13 protein-coding genes are annotated in these 15,753 nt (G+C 61.1%); 8 read left to right on the top strand and 5 right to left on the bottom strand.

Features of this window, described 5'->3' with window-relative positions:
- Nucleotides 1-3: 3 nt before the first annotated feature.
- The 7 genes from pqqF (at nt 4) to CAF87_RS12620 (ending at nt 7,624) form a co-directional block, all read left to right on the top strand.
- Complete coding sequence (gene pqqF / locus CAF87_RS12650; protein WP_085731697.1) at nt 4-2,430, top strand: pyrroloquinoline quinone biosynthesis protein PqqF; 2,427 nt, start codon at nt 4-6, stop codon at nt 2,428-2,430.
- 159 nt (nt 2,431-2,589) lie between these two features.
- Nucleotides 2,590-2,664: a pyrroloquinoline quinone precursor peptide PqqA gene (gene pqqA, locus CAF87_RS12645; RefSeq protein ID WP_003444522.1), complete on the top strand. Its 75-nt coding sequence runs from the start codon at nt 2,590-2,592 to the stop codon at nt 2,662-2,664.
- 84 nt (nt 2,665-2,748) lie between these two features.
- Nucleotides 2,749-3,660: a pyrroloquinoline quinone biosynthesis protein PqqB gene (gene pqqB / locus CAF87_RS12640; RefSeq protein WP_085731696.1), complete on the top strand. Its 912-nt coding sequence runs from the start codon at nt 2,749-2,751 to the stop codon at nt 3,658-3,660.
- 21 nt (nt 3,661-3,681) lie between these two features.
- On the top strand, nt 3,682-4,434 hold the full coding sequence (gene pqqC / locus CAF87_RS12635) for a pyrroloquinoline-quinone synthase PqqC (protein ID WP_085731695.1): 753 nt from the start codon (nt 3,682-3,684) through the stop codon (nt 4,432-4,434).
- Nucleotides 4,431-4,706 (top strand): pyrroloquinoline quinone biosynthesis peptide chaperone PqqD, encoded by a 276-nt coding sequence (pqqD, locus tag CAF87_RS12630; RefSeq protein WP_007959876.1) that lies wholly within the window; start codon nt 4,431-4,433, stop codon nt 4,704-4,706. Before pqqC ends, pqqD begins: the two co-directional genes overlap by 4 nt.
- Entirely contained in the window at nt 4,678-5,850 is a 1,173-nt protein-coding gene (gene pqqE / locus CAF87_RS12625; RefSeq protein WP_085731694.1) for a pyrroloquinoline quinone biosynthesis protein PqqE, read from the top strand. Before pqqD ends, pqqE begins: the two co-directional genes overlap by 29 nt.
- The gene (locus CAF87_RS12620; RefSeq protein ID WP_085731693.1) at nt 5,816-7,624 is read left to right on the top strand and encodes a S9 family peptidase; all 1,809 of its coding nucleotides are present in this window, start codon (nt 5,816-5,818) and stop codon (nt 7,622-7,624) included. Before pqqE ends, CAF87_RS12620 begins: the two co-directional genes overlap by 35 nt.
- A 3-nt stretch (nt 7,625-7,627) precedes the next feature.
- Here the strand turns inward: CAF87_RS12620 and CAF87_RS12615 are convergent, their stop codons facing one another.
- Together CAF87_RS12615 and CAF87_RS12610 are read right to left on the bottom strand one after the other, a co-directional pair.
- Nucleotides 7,628-7,786, bottom strand: a complete 159-nt coding sequence (locus CAF87_RS12615) for a YqaE/Pmp3 family membrane protein (RefSeq protein WP_065259115.1) — start codon at nt 7,784-7,786, stop codon at nt 7,628-7,630.
- A 205-nt stretch (nt 7,787-7,991) separates the two neighbouring features.
- On the bottom strand, nt 7,992-9,275 hold the full coding sequence (locus CAF87_RS12610; protein WP_085731692.1) for an aspartate aminotransferase family protein: 1,284 nt from the start codon (nt 9,273-9,275) through the stop codon (nt 7,992-7,994).
- Between the two features lie 169 nt (nt 9,276-9,444).
- Between CAF87_RS12610 and CAF87_RS12605 the strand changes: the two genes are divergently transcribed.
- On the top strand, nt 9,445-10,374 hold the full coding sequence (locus CAF87_RS12605; RefSeq protein ID WP_085731691.1) for a LysR family transcriptional regulator: 930 nt from the start codon (nt 9,445-9,447) through the stop codon (nt 10,372-10,374).
- 227 nt (nt 10,375-10,601) lie between these two features.
- Here CAF87_RS12605 and CAF87_RS12600 read toward each other — a convergent pair whose 3' ends face one another.
- The 3 genes from CAF87_RS12600 to CAF87_RS12590 all read right to left on the bottom strand — a co-directional run bounded on the left by CAF87_RS12600 (nt 10,602) and on the right by CAF87_RS12590 (nt 15,741).
- Nucleotides 10,602-12,380 carry an acyl-CoA dehydrogenase C-terminal domain-containing protein gene (locus tag CAF87_RS12600; RefSeq protein ID WP_085731690.1) on the bottom strand — a complete coding sequence of 593 codons (1,779 nt, stop codon included), beginning with the start codon at nt 12,378-12,380 and terminating at the stop codon, nt 10,602-10,604.
- A 184-nt stretch (nt 12,381-12,564) separates the two neighbouring features.
- Nucleotides 12,565-14,361, bottom strand: a complete 1,797-nt coding sequence (locus CAF87_RS12595; RefSeq protein ID WP_085731689.1) for an acyl-CoA dehydrogenase C-terminal domain-containing protein — start codon at nt 14,359-14,361, stop codon at nt 12,565-12,567.
- Between the two features lie 90 nt (nt 14,362-14,451).
- Nucleotides 14,452-15,741 carry a GGDEF domain-containing protein gene (locus CAF87_RS12590; protein WP_085731688.1) on the bottom strand — a complete coding sequence of 430 codons (1,290 nt, stop codon included), beginning with the start codon at nt 15,739-15,741 and terminating at the stop codon, nt 14,452-14,454.
- Nucleotides 15,742-15,753: the final 12 nt, after the last annotated feature.

The following is a 15,753-nucleotide window of genomic DNA, read 5'->3' as shown; positions in this document are numbered from 1 at the left end:
CCCATGCCTGCGCCGAATCAACCCCGCCCCCACACCGAAACCCTGGCCAACGGCTTGCGCGTGACCCTGCGTCACGTGCCCGGCCTGAAGCGCAGCGCCGCTGCGTTGCGAGTGGCTGCCGGGAGTCATGACGCGCCGTTGGCATGGCCGGGGCTGGCGCATTTCCTTGAGCATTTGCTGTTTCTCGGCACCGAGCGTTTTCCTGCGAGCGAAGGCCTGATGGCCTACGTGCAAGGTCACGGCGGTCAGGTGAATGCCAGCACCCGCGAGCGCACCACCGATTTCTTCTTTGAGTTGCCGCCAGCGTCCTTCAGCGGCGGGCTTGAGCGTCTGTCAGACATGCTCGCCCGGCCGCGTATGAATCCGGACGATCAGTTGCGGGAACGGGAAGTGTTGCAGGCGGAGTTTGTCGCGTGGTCGAAGGATGCTGCGGCCCAGCAGAAAGAGGCGCTCTTCGAAGGGTTGTCAGCAGCACATCCGTTGCGCGGCTTTCATGCCGGGAACCGCGACAGCCTGCCGGTAGAACAAGCGGATTTTCAGCAGGCACTGAAAGATTTCCATCAACAGTTTTACCGAACCGGACAGATGACACTGAGCCTGGTCGGACCGCAGAACATTGAAGAGCTGCGAACGCTGGCCGAGCAGTTTGCTACTGCGCTGACACCTGGGGATAAAACTGAGCAGGCAGCCCCTGTTCGCTTGATGGACAACCCGCAGGCAAGTTATCAACAGGTCGGCGAGCGGTACGGCAATCTGCTGTTTGCGCTGGAAGACCTGCCAGAGTCGTCGGCCGAAGCGCTGGCGTTTCTTTGTCACTGGTTGAACAGCGCCAAACCCGGCGGACTGCTCGCCCATTTGCAGCTGCTGGGTCTCGCTGAAAGCTTGCAAGCTTGCGTGCAATACCAGTTCGCAGGGCAAGCCTTGCTGCATCTTCAGTTCACTGCACCCAGCGGGTCATTCAATGCCATTCGCGAGCAATGGCTGGATTGGATGAGTTTCTTCGTCGCACAGCAGGACTGGTCGGCATTGCAAGAGGAATATGCGGCGCAGCATCAGCGCCAGCAGCAAGTCAGCGGCGCACTGAATCTGGCACGACTCGACAGCGAACAACTCGAAAGCGGCTTGTCCGAATCGGCCGTTGCGGCGCTCAAGGCGATTCTCGGCAAAATCGGCACTGTGGATAACTTCAGCGGCCACTGGCATCTGCCCGCCGCCAACCCGTTCTTGCGTACGGCCGAACCGCTGGCCAACGCCGGCCTGATCCGCGGTCAGACCAGCGCACACCGAGGCTTGCGCACATTCGCTCAAGATCGCTCGCGTAGCCGTCGTGAACGCTCACCGATGCAATTCAGCCAGGCGCTGCCGGATAACAGTGACGAAGGTGCGGTGTATGTGCGCTGGCAGATGGAAGCGGCGGCTACGGCCGAGCTGCTAGCGAAACTGCAATGCAGTCTGCGGGAAGTGTCGGATGAAGCACGTCAGGCCGGGGTCGAGCTTTCGTTGAGCACCAAGGGCAATCAGTGGCTGCTGAAGGTGACCGGTCTGCAGGACATATTGCCCGGCGTCCTTGAGCATGCGCTGAAACATCTGACACAAGTTGACGACGATTCCGCACCCGGCGAGCCGGACGTGCCGTTGATGCCGATTCGCCAATTGCTCAAGGCACTCCCGGAACATTTATTGGCGCCCACAGAATCTTCCGACGATGCCACGCACCTGTGGACAACTTCGCGCTGGGACGGCCTGGGGTTGGGACTCAACCCACAAACCCAATCCGCAATAGGCCTGGCCCTGAGTCGCATCCCCGGCATCCCGGACAATCAAATTCCCGCACCGTCGGCAATCAACACCGGATACCGGTGGAGTCAGATCGACAACGCGTCCAGCGAACACGCCTTGCTGCTGTTCTGCCCGACCGCCAGCCGTGAAATCGACGACGAAGCCGCGTGGCGCCTGCTCGCTCACCTGGGCCAGTCACCGTTCTACCAACGCCTGAGAGTCGAACTGCAATTGGGCTATGCGGTGTTCAGCGGCCTGAGTCAGCTACACGGCCAGACCGGATTACTGTTCGGTGTGCAATCGCCCTCGGCCACCGCCGCGCAATTGCTCGATCACATTCAGCAGTTTCTCCATGGACTGCCAGCCCTTGTCGAACGACTCGACGACGCCGGCCTCGCCCAGCAACGCCAGACGCTTGCCGATCAGTTCGATGACAGTGCCCTGTCCAGCAAAGATGCAGCCGAGCTCCTGTGGCATGCCCGACTCGCCGGCCACTCGTCGGATTATCTGCTGCAATTGCGTAGCGCCATCGCTCAACTGGATCGCCCAGCATTGCTGGCCGCTGCACAACGCCTGATCCGCGCCGAGGGCGGCTGGCACGGCCTGTCCAATGACCCAGCGCCAGGCGCGCCATGGCAAGCGGCAAAATGATCATTACCGGGGCTGCAAGGAGCTTTCTCAAAGATTCACGGGCAAACCCCCTGAAATTTTGAGTAACATAGCCACCTAACTATTTGGAACATCCCTGCGCTGCCGTGGACTATACCTATGGATAGCGCTATCTCACCCACCTGAAAAAGGAGTCACCCGATGGCTTGGACCAAACCTGCTTACACCGACCTGCGCATCGGCTTCGAAGTCACCATGTACTTCGCCAGCCGCTGAGTCCTGCCTCAAGCAGAACACTGCAGTGCAACGCCTCGGCTCGCCGGGGCGTTTTATTTTCAGCGTTGAAATGATGGAGCGTTCATGTTCGTCCAGATTCTGGGTTCGGCCGCCGGTGGCGGTTTTCCGCAGTGGAACTGCAACTGCGTCAATTGCGCCGGTTTTCGCGACGGCAGCCTGAATGCCCAGGCCCGTACCCAATCGTCCATCGCGATTTCCGATGACGGCGTGAACTGGGTGCTGTGCAACGCCTCACCGGACATCCGCGCGCAGCTTCAGGGCTTCGCCCCGATGCAGCCGGGCCGTGCCCTGCGTGACACCGGCATCAGCGCGATCATCCTGATGGACAGCCAGATCGACCACACCACCGGCCTGCTCAGCCTGCGCGAAGGCTGCCCGCATCAGGTCTGGTGCACGGACATGGTCCACGAGGACCTGAGCACCGGTTTCCCGCTGTTCACCATGCTCAAGCACTGGAACGGCGGGCTGGACTGGAACCGCATCGAACTCGACCAGAGCTTCACCGTCGCCGCGTGCCCGAACCTGCGCTTCACCCCGCTGCCGTTGCGCAGCGCCGCGCCGCCCTACTCGCCGCACCGCTTCGACCCGCATCCGGGCGACAACATCGGCCTGATCGTCGAAGACCTCGGCACCGGCGGCAAATTGTTCTACGCGCCGGGCCTGGGCAAGGTCGATGCGCCGTTGCTGGAAATCATGGCCGGCAGCGACTGCGTGCTGGTGGACGGGACAATGTGGGACGACGATGAAATGCAGCGCCGTGGCGTTGGCACCCGCACCGGCCGTGAAATGGGCCACCTGGCCCAGAACGGGCCCGGCGGCATGCTCGAAGTGCTGGAGCAGCTTCCCGAGCAGCGCAAGGTGCTTATCCACATCAACAACACCAACCCGATTCTCGACGAAGACTCGCCGGAGCGCGCGGAACTGACGCGACGCAATGTTGAAGTGGCGTATGACGGCATGAGCCTCGTCCTGTAACGAATGGCCCGGAGAACCGCAATGACCGACACCCCGCTGTCCCCCGCCGAATTCGAAGCGGCCTTGCGCGCCAAGGGCGCCTATTACCACATCCATCACCCGTACCACGTGGCGATGTATGAAGGCCGGGCCACCCGCGAACAGATTCAGGGCTGGGTCGCCAACCGCTTCTATTATCAGGTGAACATCCCCCTGAAAGACGCAGCGATCCTCGCCAACTGCCCGGATCGCGAAATCCGCCGCGAGTGGATTCAGCGCCTGCTCGACCACGACGGCGCCCCCGGTGAAGACGGCGGCATCGAAGCCTGGTTGCGTCTCGGCCAGGCCGTCGGCCTCGATCCGGATCAATTGCGCTCCCAGAAACTGGTGCTGCCCGGCGTGCGTTTCGCCGTCGACGCCTACGTCAACTTCGCCCGCCGCGCCAGTTGGCAGGAAGCCGCCAGCAGCTCGCTGACCGAGCTGTTCGCGCCGCAGATCCACCAGTCGCGTCTCGACAGTTGGCCGCAGCATTACCCATGGATCGACCCGGCCGGTTACGAGTACTTCCGCACTCGCCTCGGTCAGGCCCGGCGCGATGTCGAGCATGGTCTGGCGATCACGCTGGAGCACTACAAGACCCGCGAAGGTCAGGAACGCATGCTGGAAATTCTCCAGTTCAAACTGGACATCCTTTGGAGCATGCTCGATGCCATGAGCATGGCCTACGAACTGAACCGCCCGCCGTATCACAGCGTCACCGATCAACGGGTCTGGCATAAAGGAATCGCCTTATGAGTTTCGACCGCAGCAAGACCCCGACCTGGCGTCCCGGCTACCGTTTCCAGTACGAACCGGCTCAGAAAGGCCATGTGCTGCTGTATCCGGAAGGCATGATCAAGCTCAATGAAAGTGCCGCGCTGATCGGCGGCCTGATCGACGGGGAGCGGGATGTCGCGGCGATCATCGCCGAACTCGACAGACAGTTCCCCGGCGTACCCGAGCTCGGTGACGACATCGAGCAATTCATGGAGGTTGCCCGTGCGCAACACTGGATCGAACTTGCCTGAGTCATCGGTGCAAGTCCCGGCCAAACCGGAAATCGGCCTGCCGCTGTGGCTGCTCGCCGAGTTGACCTACCGTTGCCCGCTACAATGCCCGTATTGCTCCAATCCACTGGATTTCGCCGAGCAGGGTAAAGAGCTGAGCACCGAGCAGTGGATCAAGGTGTTTCGCGAAGCGCGGGAGATGGGCGCGGCGCAACTTGGCTTTTCCGGGGGCGAACCACTGGTGCGCCAGGACCTCGCCGAGCTGATCCGTGAAGCGCGTCAGTTGGGTTTCTACACCAACCTGATCACCTCCGGCATCGGCCTGACCGAGCAGAAGATCAGCGACTTCAAGAAGGCCGGGCTCGACCACATCCAGATCAGTTTCCAGGCCAGCGACGAGCAAGTGAACAACCTGCTCGCCGGCTCGAAAAAGGCCTTCGCGCAGAAACTGGAAATGGCCCGCGCCGTGAAAGCCCACGGCTATCCGATGGTGCTGAACTTCGTCACCCATCGGCACAACATCGACAAGATCGACCGCATCATCGAGCTGTGCATCGCGCTGGAAGCAGACTTCGTCGAGCTCGCCACCTGCCAGTTCTACGGCTGGGCGCAGCTCAATCGTGTCGGTCTGTTGCCGACCAAGGAACAATTGGTCCGCGCTGAACGCATCACCAACGAATACCGTGCCAGGCTGGAAGCTGAAGGGCATCCGTGCAAGCTGATTTTCGTCACCCCGGACTACTACGAAGAGCGCCCGAAAGCCTGCATGAACGGCTGGGGCAGTCTGTTTCTGACGGTCACACCGGACGGCACCGCCCTGCCCTGTCATGGCGCCCGACAGCTGCCGGTACAATTTCCCAATGTGCGCGACCACAGCATGCAGCACATCTGGTACGACTCGTTCGGCTTCAACCGCTTTCGCGGCTATGACTGGATGCCCGAGCCGTGCCGCTCCTGCGACGAGAAAGAACAGGACTTCGGCGGCTGCCGCTGCCAGGCGTTCATGCTCACCGGCGATGCCAGCAATGCCGACCCTGTGTGCAGCAAGTCCGAACATCACGGCGTGATCCTCAAGGCTCGCGAAGAAGCCGAGCATGCCACCCAGACCATCGAACAACTGGCCTTTCGCAATGAACGAAACTCGCGCCTCATCGCCAAAGGCTGAGCCTTTCAGCGCCACTGCCGCCGTTGCAGCCGGTGTGGATTTCGCTGAGCTTCAGCTCGGCGCCCATGGGTTGTTCTGGAATGAATATCGCCCGACAGACGCCGCCTGCCGGATCTGGCAGTGGCGAGATGGCGTGGCGAAATGTCTGACACCCGCGGGTTTCAGCGTGCGCAGTCGGGTGTATGAATATGGCGGTGGGGCGTTTTGTCTGACGCCTGATGGAGTGGTTTTCGTCAACGAGGCGGACCAGCAGTTGTACCGACAGACGCTGGACGGCGAACCCGTGGCATTGACGTCCGGGGAATGCCGATATGGCGATCTGCACTTTGCCAACGGGCAGGTGCTGGCCGTTGAAGAGAACGGTGATTGCCATCGGCTGGTGGCCATCGATCTGGAGAATGGCGCCCGCCATAGGCTGGTTGAAGGTGCGGATTTTTACGCGGCGCCCATTATCAGCCCGGACGGCCAACGCCTTGCATGGATCGAGTGGAGCCGCCCGCATCAGCCGTGGACCTCCACCCGACTGATGCTCGCCGAACGCTCGGACAACGAATTTTCCACGCCGCGTTGCGTGGCCGGTGAAGCACTTGAAGAGTCGATCCAGCAACCGCGTTTCGATGCCAACGGCCGACTGGGCTGTCTGACCGATCGTGGTGGTTATTGGCAACCGTGGGTCGAGTCGGCAGAAGGCTTGCAGCCGTTAGCCAGCGCCGAAGCCGATCACGCGCCAGCCCCATGGCAACTTGGCGGCTGCACCTGGCTGCCCACCGACGACAGCTTTATGGCGAGTTGGAGCGAAGGCGGTTTCGGGCGTCTGGCACTCAACGGTGAAGACTTCACCGGCGACTACAGCCGCTTCCGTCATCTGGCTGTCGATGATCAATTCATTTACTGCATTGCCTCCTCACCGATCAGCCCTTCAGCGGTGATCGCCATTGACCGCGATTCGCGCGAAGTGAACATCCTGGCCGGCGGTGTCGCACCGCTGCCCGCCGAGCGCATCAGCCGCCCGCAAACCCTGCGTTATCCCAGTGGTTCGGGCGAGGCGCACGGCTTCTTTTACCCGGCCACCAATGGCGATGCCAAACCGCCTCTGGTGGTGTTCATCCACGGCGGCCCGACGTCGGCCTGCTACCCGATGCTGGATCCACGCATCCAGTACTGGACGCAACGCGGCTTCGCCGTCGCGGACCTCAATTACCGAGGCAGCAGCGGCTATGGCCGGGAGTATCGACAGGCGCTGCATCTGAGTTGGGGTGCGGTGGATGTCGAGGATGCCTGTGCGGTCGTCGCATACCTGAATGATCGCGGCATGATCGACGGCGACCGTGCATTCATCCGTGGCGGCAGCGCCGGTGGTTACACGACGCTGTGCGCGTTGGCATTCCATCAAGTGTTCCGCGCCGGCGCCAGCCTGTATGGCGTCAGCGATCCGGTGGCTCTGGGCCGCGCAACACACAAGTTCGAAGGCGATTATCTGGACTGGCTGATAGGCGATCCCGAGCAAGACGCCGAACGCTACGCGGCCCGCACGCCGTTACTGCACGCCGGCAACATTCGCGTGCCGGTGATTTTCTTCCAGGGTGAACTGGACGCCGTCGTCGTGCCGCAACAGACCCGCGACATGGTTACGGCCCTGGAGCACAACGGCATTGAAGTCGAAGCGCATTACTACGTCGACGAACGCCACGGCTTCCGCCGGGCCATCAATCAGGCCCATGCGCTGGAGCAGGAGTGGCGTTTCTATCGGCGAGTGATGGGCCTGACGGACTGAAACTCAGCGCTTGGCGATGATGTACACCGCGTGCACGATCCCCGGGATATAACCGCACAACGTCAGCAGAATGTTCAGCCAGAACGCGCCGCCGAACCCGACCTGCAGAAACACACCCAGCGGCGGCAAGATAATGGCGATGATGATGCGGATAAAGTCCATGGGGCAGCTCCTGATTGGGGGTTGGCTCACCTGAGCCATACAAGCTAATCGACCTTTGCCGTTTGTCAGGGTTCAGTGCAAACCGCGGTCTCGCCATCTGATGGCCATTACCGACCACAAAAAAACGCCCCACGCCAAAAGAATCAGGCGTGGGGCGTGCGTTATACCGCGAGACGGTTCTTGAATTCGGGTGGGAAACTTCAGCTCAGACGGCAATCCCTTTGCGGCATTGCAGTTGCGCGGTGCGTACCCGGGAGAAGGCGCGGGTCAGGCGCAGGAGCATTTCGTCGATGTTGGCCTTGCTGACGTTGAGCGCCGGGGTGAAGCGCAGGCAGTCGGCTTGTGGGGCGTTGAGCAGTAAGCCTTCGTGAAGCGCGGCTTTTACCACGGCTTCGGCGGAGTCTTCCGACAGGGTCAATCCCCAGAACAGCCCTTGCCCACGCAACTCGCCATGTTCATAACGATGGGCCAGACGGGCGAGTCCTTCGCGCAGGTGCTGGCCGTTGTCCCGGATTTGTTCGAGGAATGCGCGGTCCTGCACGCTGTCGAGCACCACCAGACCGGCGGCGGTCATCAGTGCATTGCCGTGATGTGTACCACCCAATTCACCAAAATCGAAACAGCACGCCTTGCCTCGCGCCAGCAGCGCTGCCAGCGGTACGCCACCGCCAAGGCCCTTGCCGAGTACGACGATATCGGCGCGCACGCCGTAGGATTGTTCGGCGAGCAAGGTGCCGCAGCGGCCGATGCCGGTCTGTACTTCGTCGAGGATCAGCAGTATTCCCAGTTCACGGCACAGGCGTTCGACACCCTTGAGGTAGTGCTCGGTGGCCGGAATCACACCGGCATCGCTCTGGATCGGTTCGAGCATGATCGCCACGGTCTGCGCATCGACTGCGGCATGCAGCGCCGGCAGATCATTGAACGGCACCAGATCGAAGCCCGGCAACAGCGGCGCGAAGCGATTGTGCAGGTTGCAGCTGTCCGACGCCGAAATCGTCGCCAGACTACGTCCGTGACAGCCTTGTCTGGCGACAATGATTCGCGAGGCGCCGCCGCGATGCAATTGACCCCATTTGCGCGCCAGTTTGATCGCGGCTTCACAGGCTTCGCTGCCACTGTTGAGCAGATACGCCTGATCGCTGGAAGTGCTGGCACACAAACGCTCGGCGAGGCTGAGCATGCCGCGGTTGTGCAGATTGAATCCGGGGTTGATCAGAGCCTGGGCCTGACCTGCAATGGCTTTGACCAGCGCCGAAGGGCTGTGGCCCAGGCTGTTGGCGCCGCCGGCCTGGGAAAAGTCCAGGTAGGCGCGGTCATTGCTGTCCCATAACCAGGAGCCCTGGCCGCGAACAAAAACCTGCTGCGGGCGCTCGACGCTGGGCATCAGGCGCTCGGCATTCAGGCCATCAGCGGCATCCGATTCATGGGTTTCAAAAGCCAGGTCATCGAGGCTGGGCGCCTGGCGCCGCAAGCTGAACAGATTCATTGAAAAAAACCTCGATTGAGGTTTTTTGAACTGCCTATGTAAACACTTTCGAAGCAAACGCTGGTCATTGCGCTTTCCGGCCCTGTAAGCCTTGTGAATGCGGTTAGACTAGGCTTCTTCAAGGCGCCGAGCCATTTCGATTTCCCAGCATTTTCGATAAGTGTTACTTATGGATTTCAAACAACTGCGCTATTTCGTCGCGGTCTACGAAGAAGGTCATGTCGGACGTGCCGCCGAGCGCCTGTCGATCTCTCAACCCGCGTTGTCCCAGCAGATCCGCCATCTGGAACAGAACCTCGACGTCATCCTGTTCGAGCGCAGCAGCAAACGGCTGCTGCCGACCCTCGCCGCCCATACGCTGTACAACCACGCGCTGCCATTGCTCGACGGCATGCAGCGCGCCCGCGAGGCGCTGGGCAACTTCAAGGGCCAGGCGCTGCGTACGCTGGCGATCGGTGTGCTGCAAACCGTGCACACCAGCCTGGTGCCGCAAATGCTCGAGCGGGTGCGCAAGGCCCAGCCGCATCTGGTGGTGCAGATTTATGAACTGACGGGACTGGAGATCGAACGCCGCCTGCTCAATGGTTCGCTGGACATCGGCATCAGCTATCTGCCGCCACGCCAGCCGGGGCTTCACGGCGTGATGCTGTACGAAGACGAGCTGACACTGGTCATCCCGGCGGATCATCCGTTGCGCGAATTCAAGAAAGTCTCGATGAGTCAGGCGGCCGAATTACCGATGTTGCTATTGGGCGAAGAGTTTCAAATCCGCCAGATCTGGCAGGCACAATTGGCCAATCTCGGACGACGCCCGCAAGTGCAGGCGGAACTGAACAACATGGTGGGGATTCTCGACAGTCTGCCGCACACGCGTCTGGCGACGGTGCTGCCCGGTCGTTCGCAAAAGGAGTACGACGATCAGGATCTGCTGTGGAAACCGTTGAGTGAGCCGCGTGTGCCGTTGAAGGTCGGACTGGTGTGTCGCGATGTGCAGCGCCAGCAGGCGCCATTGGCCTTGCTGCGAACGTTGCTGGAGGAGGTGATGCAACGTGAGGACAAACCGCTGAAAGGTGCACCGCCGCTGGACACGCTGAGCTGAAAACTTTTCTTCGGGCATAAGAAAACCCCGCCGAAGCGGGGCTTTGCAGACTGTTTCCCTGACATCCATTTCACTCCGCCACCCTGGCAGAATCCTACGTGTCCGTGTTGTTGCTTTGCGCTTCCTGCGCGACGTCCATGGAAAGTAGATTAGCTCTGGATCCAATCTGCGCCTATGGGAGAACAGCAGCACGTCATGTAAGAGATCGCTTACATGACGTTACATCATCAAAACTGCGCAGCATCCAGCAGGAACAGCGACTCGCTGCCAGCTTTCACCGACGCGCTCAACGAGTGAATCCGCGGCAGCAGACGGGCGAAGTAGAACCGCGCGGTGCCGAGCTTGCTCGCGTAGAAATCGTCCTGCGCTTCTTTGCCCAGCGATGCCTTGGCCATCAGCGCCCACATGTAGGCGTAGGAAACGTAGCCAACCACCTGCAGATACTCGACCGATGCCGCACCGATTTCGTTCGGATTGGATTTCGCTCGGTCCAGTAGCCACGAGGTCAGCTCGTCGAGGGTGTCGACGGCGTCATTCAGCGGCTTGGTGAACTCGCCGAGATCGGCACTGGCGGTCGCAGTGAAATGGCGGATCTCGTCGGCGAACAGTTTGTAGAACGCGCCGCCGCTGCCGATGATCTTGCGACCCACCAGGTCCAACGCCTGGATGCCGTTGGTGCCTTCGTAGATCTGGGTGATGCGCACGTCACGCACCAGTTGCTCCTGGCCCCACTCGCGGATATAGCCGTGGCCGCCGAAGATCTGCTGGCCGTGCACAGTGGTTTCCAGACCCAGATCGGTCAGGAACGCTTTGGCCACTGGCGTCAGCAAGGCAACCAGATCTTCCGCACGTTTGCGGGTCGCAGCGTCTTCGCTGAACTTGGCAGTGTCGAGCTGCATCGCCACGTAAGTGGAGAACGCACGGCCGCCTTCATTCGAGGCTTTCATGGTCAGCAGCATACGACGCACGTCCGGGTGGACGATGATCGGGTCGGCCACCTTGTCCTTGTTCTGCGCACCGGTCGGCGAACGGCTTTGCAGGCGGTCGCGGGCGTATTCGATGGCGTTCTGGTACGAGCGCTCGCCGGTGGCCAAGCCCTGAATACCGACGCCCAGACGCTCGTAGTTCATCATGGTGAACATCGCGGCCAGGCCCTTGTTCGGCTCGCCGACCAGGTAACCCACGGCTTCGTCGAAATTCATCACGCAGGTGGCCGAAGCCTGGATGCCCATCTTGTGTTCGATCGAACCGCAGTTCGCCGGATTGCGCGCACCCAGGCTGCCATCGGCATTGACCATGAACTTCGGCACCAGGAACAGCGAAATGCCCTTCGGCCCCGCCGGTGCGTCCGGCAGTTTGGCCAGCACCAGGTGGATGATGTTTTCGGTCAGGTCGTGCTCACCGCCGGTGATGAAGATCTTGGTGCCGCTGACCTTGTAGGAACCGTCGGCCTGAGGCTCGGCCTTGGTGCGAATAATGCCCAGGTCGGTACCGGCGTGCGGTTCGGTCAGGCACATGGAACCGGCCCAGACACCGGCGTACATGTTCGGCAGGTAAGCGGCTTTCAGTTCTTCGCTGGCGTGGGCGTTGATCGACAGGCAGGCGCCGGCGGTCAGCATCGGGTACAGACCGAAAGCCAGACTGGCGGAGTTGACCATCTCTTCAACCTGAGCCGAGACTGCTTTGGGCATGCCCATGCCGCCGTAAGCCGGATCACCACCAACACCGACCCAGCCGCCTTCGGCATAAGTCTGATAGGCCTGTGGGAAACCGGCCGGCGTGGTGACGGCACCGTCGGCCCAGTGGCAGCCTTCTTCGTCGGCCGCGCGACTCAGAGGCGCGATGCTTTTGCTGGTGACCTTGCCGGCCTCTTCGAGAATGGCTTCAACGGTTTCCGCGTCCACAGTCTCGGCCAGGGCCGGCAGTTCGGCCCAGAGTTTGGCGACTTCGAACACTTCATTGAGGACGAAGCGCATATCGCGCAGCGGCGCTTTGTAGTCAGCCATGGCAAACCTCGCAAAGATCTAAACAGGTGATTCGTGGAAGAGTGATTTCGTTGAACCGGAGTGTAACCCAACAACTTTTGCGACACATAGGGTCAGGCCATGACTGTTTTGTTATTTTTAGTCACCAGCTTGTACCCAAAAAGAAGCCCGCGATCAGCGGGCTCTTCTGTCTATCAGTGGCGTGCTACAGCGCGAACAACTGCGCCGGCAGTTTCATCAGGCAATCGCTGCCCGCCTCGATGGCCGAACGATGCGCCGCGGTGCGTGGCAGCAAACGCTTGAAGTAAAACTCGCACGTCGCCAGTTTCCCCTGGCAGAAGTCGCCGTCCCCCTCGCCCGACTCCAGCTGCGCCTGGGCAACCAGCGCCATGCGCAGCCACAGGTAGCCCAGAACGATGTAACCGCTGTACATCAGGTAATCCACCGACGCGGCGCCGACTTCATCCGGATTTTTCATCGCGGCCATCCCGACCTTCATGGTCAACTCGCCCCACTGCTGATTGAGAGCATCGAGCTGAGCGACAAAACCGCCCAGTTGCGCATGCCCGGCATTGGCGCCGCAGAATTTGTGGACGATTTTGGTGAAGTTGCGCAGCAACTTGCCCTGACTGCCCAGCACTTTGCGCCCGAGCAGATCCAGCGCCTGAATGCCATTGGTGCCTTCGTAGATCGGCGCGATCCGGCAATCACGAACAAGTTGTTCCATGCCCCACTCGCGGATAAATCCGTGGCCGCCGAACACCTGCATGCCGTGGTTGGTCACCTCCAGACCGGTGTCTGTCATGAACGCCTTGCAGATCGGGGTCAGGAACGCCAACAGGTCTTCCGCCTCCTGACGCGCCTCGGCGTCCGGGCTCAGATGCGCGACATCGAGCATCTGCGCAGTGAAATACGTCAGCGCGCGGTTGCCTTCGTTGAAAGCTTTCATCGTCAGCAGCATGCGCCGCACGTCCGGGTGGACGATGATCGGGTCGGCCGGTTTGTCCGGAGCTTTGGCGCCGGTCAGAGCGCGCATCTGCAAGCGGTCGTTGGCGTATTTGATCGCCCCCTGGAAACTCGCCTCGCCCAGACACAAGCCCTGCATCCCGGTTCCGAGCCGCGCGTGGTTCATCATGGTGAACATGCAGTTAAGGCCTTTATTTGGCTCGCCGATCAGGAAGCCTTTGGCGGCATCGAAGTTCAGCACGCAGGTGGCCGAGGCCTTGATGCCCATCTTGTGTTCGATTGAGCCGCAGGAAACGCTGTTGCGCTCACCCGCCTCGCCGGCGGCGTCCGGCAGGAATTTCGGCACGATGAACAGCGAAATCCCCTTGGTGCCCGCCGGTGCGTCCGGCAATTTGGCCAACACCAGATGAATGATGTTGCCGCTCATGTCGTGCTCGCCGGCCGAGATGAAAATCTTGCTGCCGGTCACTGCGTAACTGCCGTCGGCCTGAGGCACCGCGCGGGTCTTGATGATGCCCAGATCGGTGCCGCAATGGGCTTCGGTCAGGCACATGGTGCCGGTCCACTGGCCGGCAGTGAGTTTGCGCAGATAGGTGTTTTTCTGTTCTTCGGTGCCGTGGGCGTGGATCGCCGACATGGCGCCGTGAGTCAGGCCCGGGTACATGCCCCAGGAGGTGTTGCTGGAGGCAACCATTTCGCTGATCACCAGCCCCAGTGAACTCGGCAGGCCTTGGCCGCCATAAGCCGGATCTGCCGCCAGACCGTGCCAGCCACCTTCCACGTATTGTGCGAAAGCTTGCTTGAAGCCTGTAGGCGTTGTCACCACGCCGTTGTCGAAATGGCAGCCCTCTTCGTCACCACTGCGATTGAGCGGTGCCAGAACGTTCTCACAGAACTTCGCGCCTTCGTCGAGGATCGCGTTGACCATGTCCGGGCTGGCGTCGTGGGCGCCGAGGGCCGCGTACTGAGTGTGGAAGTCAAAAACGTGGTCTATCAGAAAACGCATGTCACGCAGGGGGGCTTTGTACTCGGGCATGGTGGCTTCTCCTTCAGCAGATTTCTCCAACCTACTGCCGGCCACCCTGCCCGACAATCACTGTCCAGACGCTGAATGCGCCGTCATTACTCAACCTGCGGCGCTGTCCATGCGCACCGCGCCACGGCGGTTCTGACCGAACGCCATCACACAGTTTCGCCCCGCGCCTTTGGCGGCGTAGAGCGCCTGGTCGGCGGACTTGAGCACGTCTTCCGGGGTGCGCTGCTCGACCCTTTCCGCGACACCGATACTGACCGTGACCGATACGCTGGACGCACCGGAGCCGCCTCGTCGCTGACGCCCCTGTTGATCATCCTGTGGGCGGCTTTCCTGATTACGCAACTGGATGTTGTAGGACGCAATCGACTCGCGGATGACCTCAAGGTGCGGCATGCACTCTTCGAGAGTCTTGCCCGCAAACACCAGGGCGAATTCCTCACCACCATAGCGATACGCCCTACCGCCACCGCTGATTTTGGACAGTTTGCTGGCGACCAGTCGCAGGACCTGGTCACCCACGTCGTGGCCGTGGGTGTCGTTGAATTTCTTGAAGTGATCGACGTCACTCATCGCCAGCACATAGTTGCGCCCCAGGCGCTGCATGCGCTCGTTGAGTGCGCGGCGCCCGGGCAGGCCGGTGAGCTCGTCGCGGAAGGCCATTTGATAAGCCTCGTGCGCCACCGCCGCGGCAATCATCAACATCACCTGGCTGCACATGATGTTCAGGGTGAACGGCAGGATGAAGGTTTTCGGCAACATCCAGAACACCCCGAGCAACCCCACCAGTTGCGCCGCATGCAGCGGGCGCGGGTTGCGCCAGTATTGCCAGGCCAGCAACAGGAACGCCGAGAGGAACACCGGATAGGACATCTGGATCAGGCTCATCCACGCGCCGTGCAGGGCGGGCCAGCGGATCTCCGAAAGCCACATCAGCAGGGCCTGGGGATAACTTTGCTCAAGTCCCAACGCCACGCTGCCAAAAGCCAGCAGCACGGCAAACCGCGCCACCATGTCCTGAAACAGGTGCGTGCGCTCTTGCCACGCGGCGAACAGTCCGAACAACAAGGGCAACAGCAGACAGACCAGGTGGAACACTACGGCCGCGTCTTCGCGAACCTTGCCGTTGTCGCGGTAATAGTCGGTCTGGGTGTCGAGCAGGAAGTAGGCGATGTACACCGTGACCATCAGAAACAGTTCGCGCTGGCGTCGGTAAACCGCGCAATACGACCCGCCCAGCAACAGCACCAGGGTTGGCAACACGTTGAACAGCGAGGTGAAGAACACGTTGAGGTCTTTGACGTACGCAGCCGCCAACCCCGCAAGCAACAACAGCAGTGAAGGTATGAAATGACTGAAACGTACAGCGGAAGAACGCGGCAAGGGTAAAGCTCC

This window comes from Pseudomonas sp. R38(2017), assembly GCF_002112395.1.
Taxonomy (GTDB): Bacteria; Pseudomonadota; Gammaproteobacteria; order Pseudomonadales; family Pseudomonadaceae; genus Aquipseudomonas.
This window is presented reverse-complemented; position numbering and strand designations above follow the sequence as displayed.

Bases quoted from the DNA above. Each gene is read 5' to 3' on its own strand.
- CAF87_RS12600 (WP_085731690.1), bottom strand. From the start codon at position 12,380: ATGGCTGACTACAAAGCGCCGCTGCGCGATATGCGCTTCGTCCTCAAT.
- pqqF (WP_085731697.1), top strand. From the start codon at position 4: ATGCCTGCGCCGAATCAACCCCGCCCCCACACCGAAACCCTGGCCAAC.
- pqqC (WP_085731695.1), top strand. From the start codon at position 3,682: ATGACCGACACCCCGCTGTCCCCCGCCGAATTCGAAGCGGCCTTGCGC.
- CAF87_RS12620 (WP_085731693.1), top strand. From the start codon at position 5,816: ATGAACGAAACTCGCGCCTCATCGCCAAAGGCTGAGCCTTTCAGCGCC.
- pqqB (WP_085731696.1), top strand. From the start codon at position 2,749: ATGTTCGTCCAGATTCTGGGTTCGGCCGCCGGTGGCGGTTTTCCGCAG.
- CAF87_RS12610 (WP_085731692.1), bottom strand. From the start codon at position 9,275: ATGAATCTGTTCAGCTTGCGGCGCCAGGCGCCCAGCCTCGATGACCTG.
- CAF87_RS12605 (WP_085731691.1), top strand. From the start codon at position 9,445: ATGGATTTCAAACAACTGCGCTATTTCGTCGCGGTCTACGAAGAAGGT.
- CAF87_RS12615 (WP_065259115.1), bottom strand. From the start codon at position 7,786: ATGGACTTTATCCGCATCATCATCGCCATTATCTTGCCGCCGCTGGGT.
- CAF87_RS12595 (WP_085731689.1), bottom strand. From the start codon at position 14,361: ATGCCCGAGTACAAAGCCCCCCTGCGTGACATGCGTTTTCTGATAGAC.
- pqqD (WP_007959876.1), top strand. From the start codon at position 4,431: ATGAGTTTCGACCGCAGCAAGACCCCGACCTGGCGTCCCGGCTACCGT.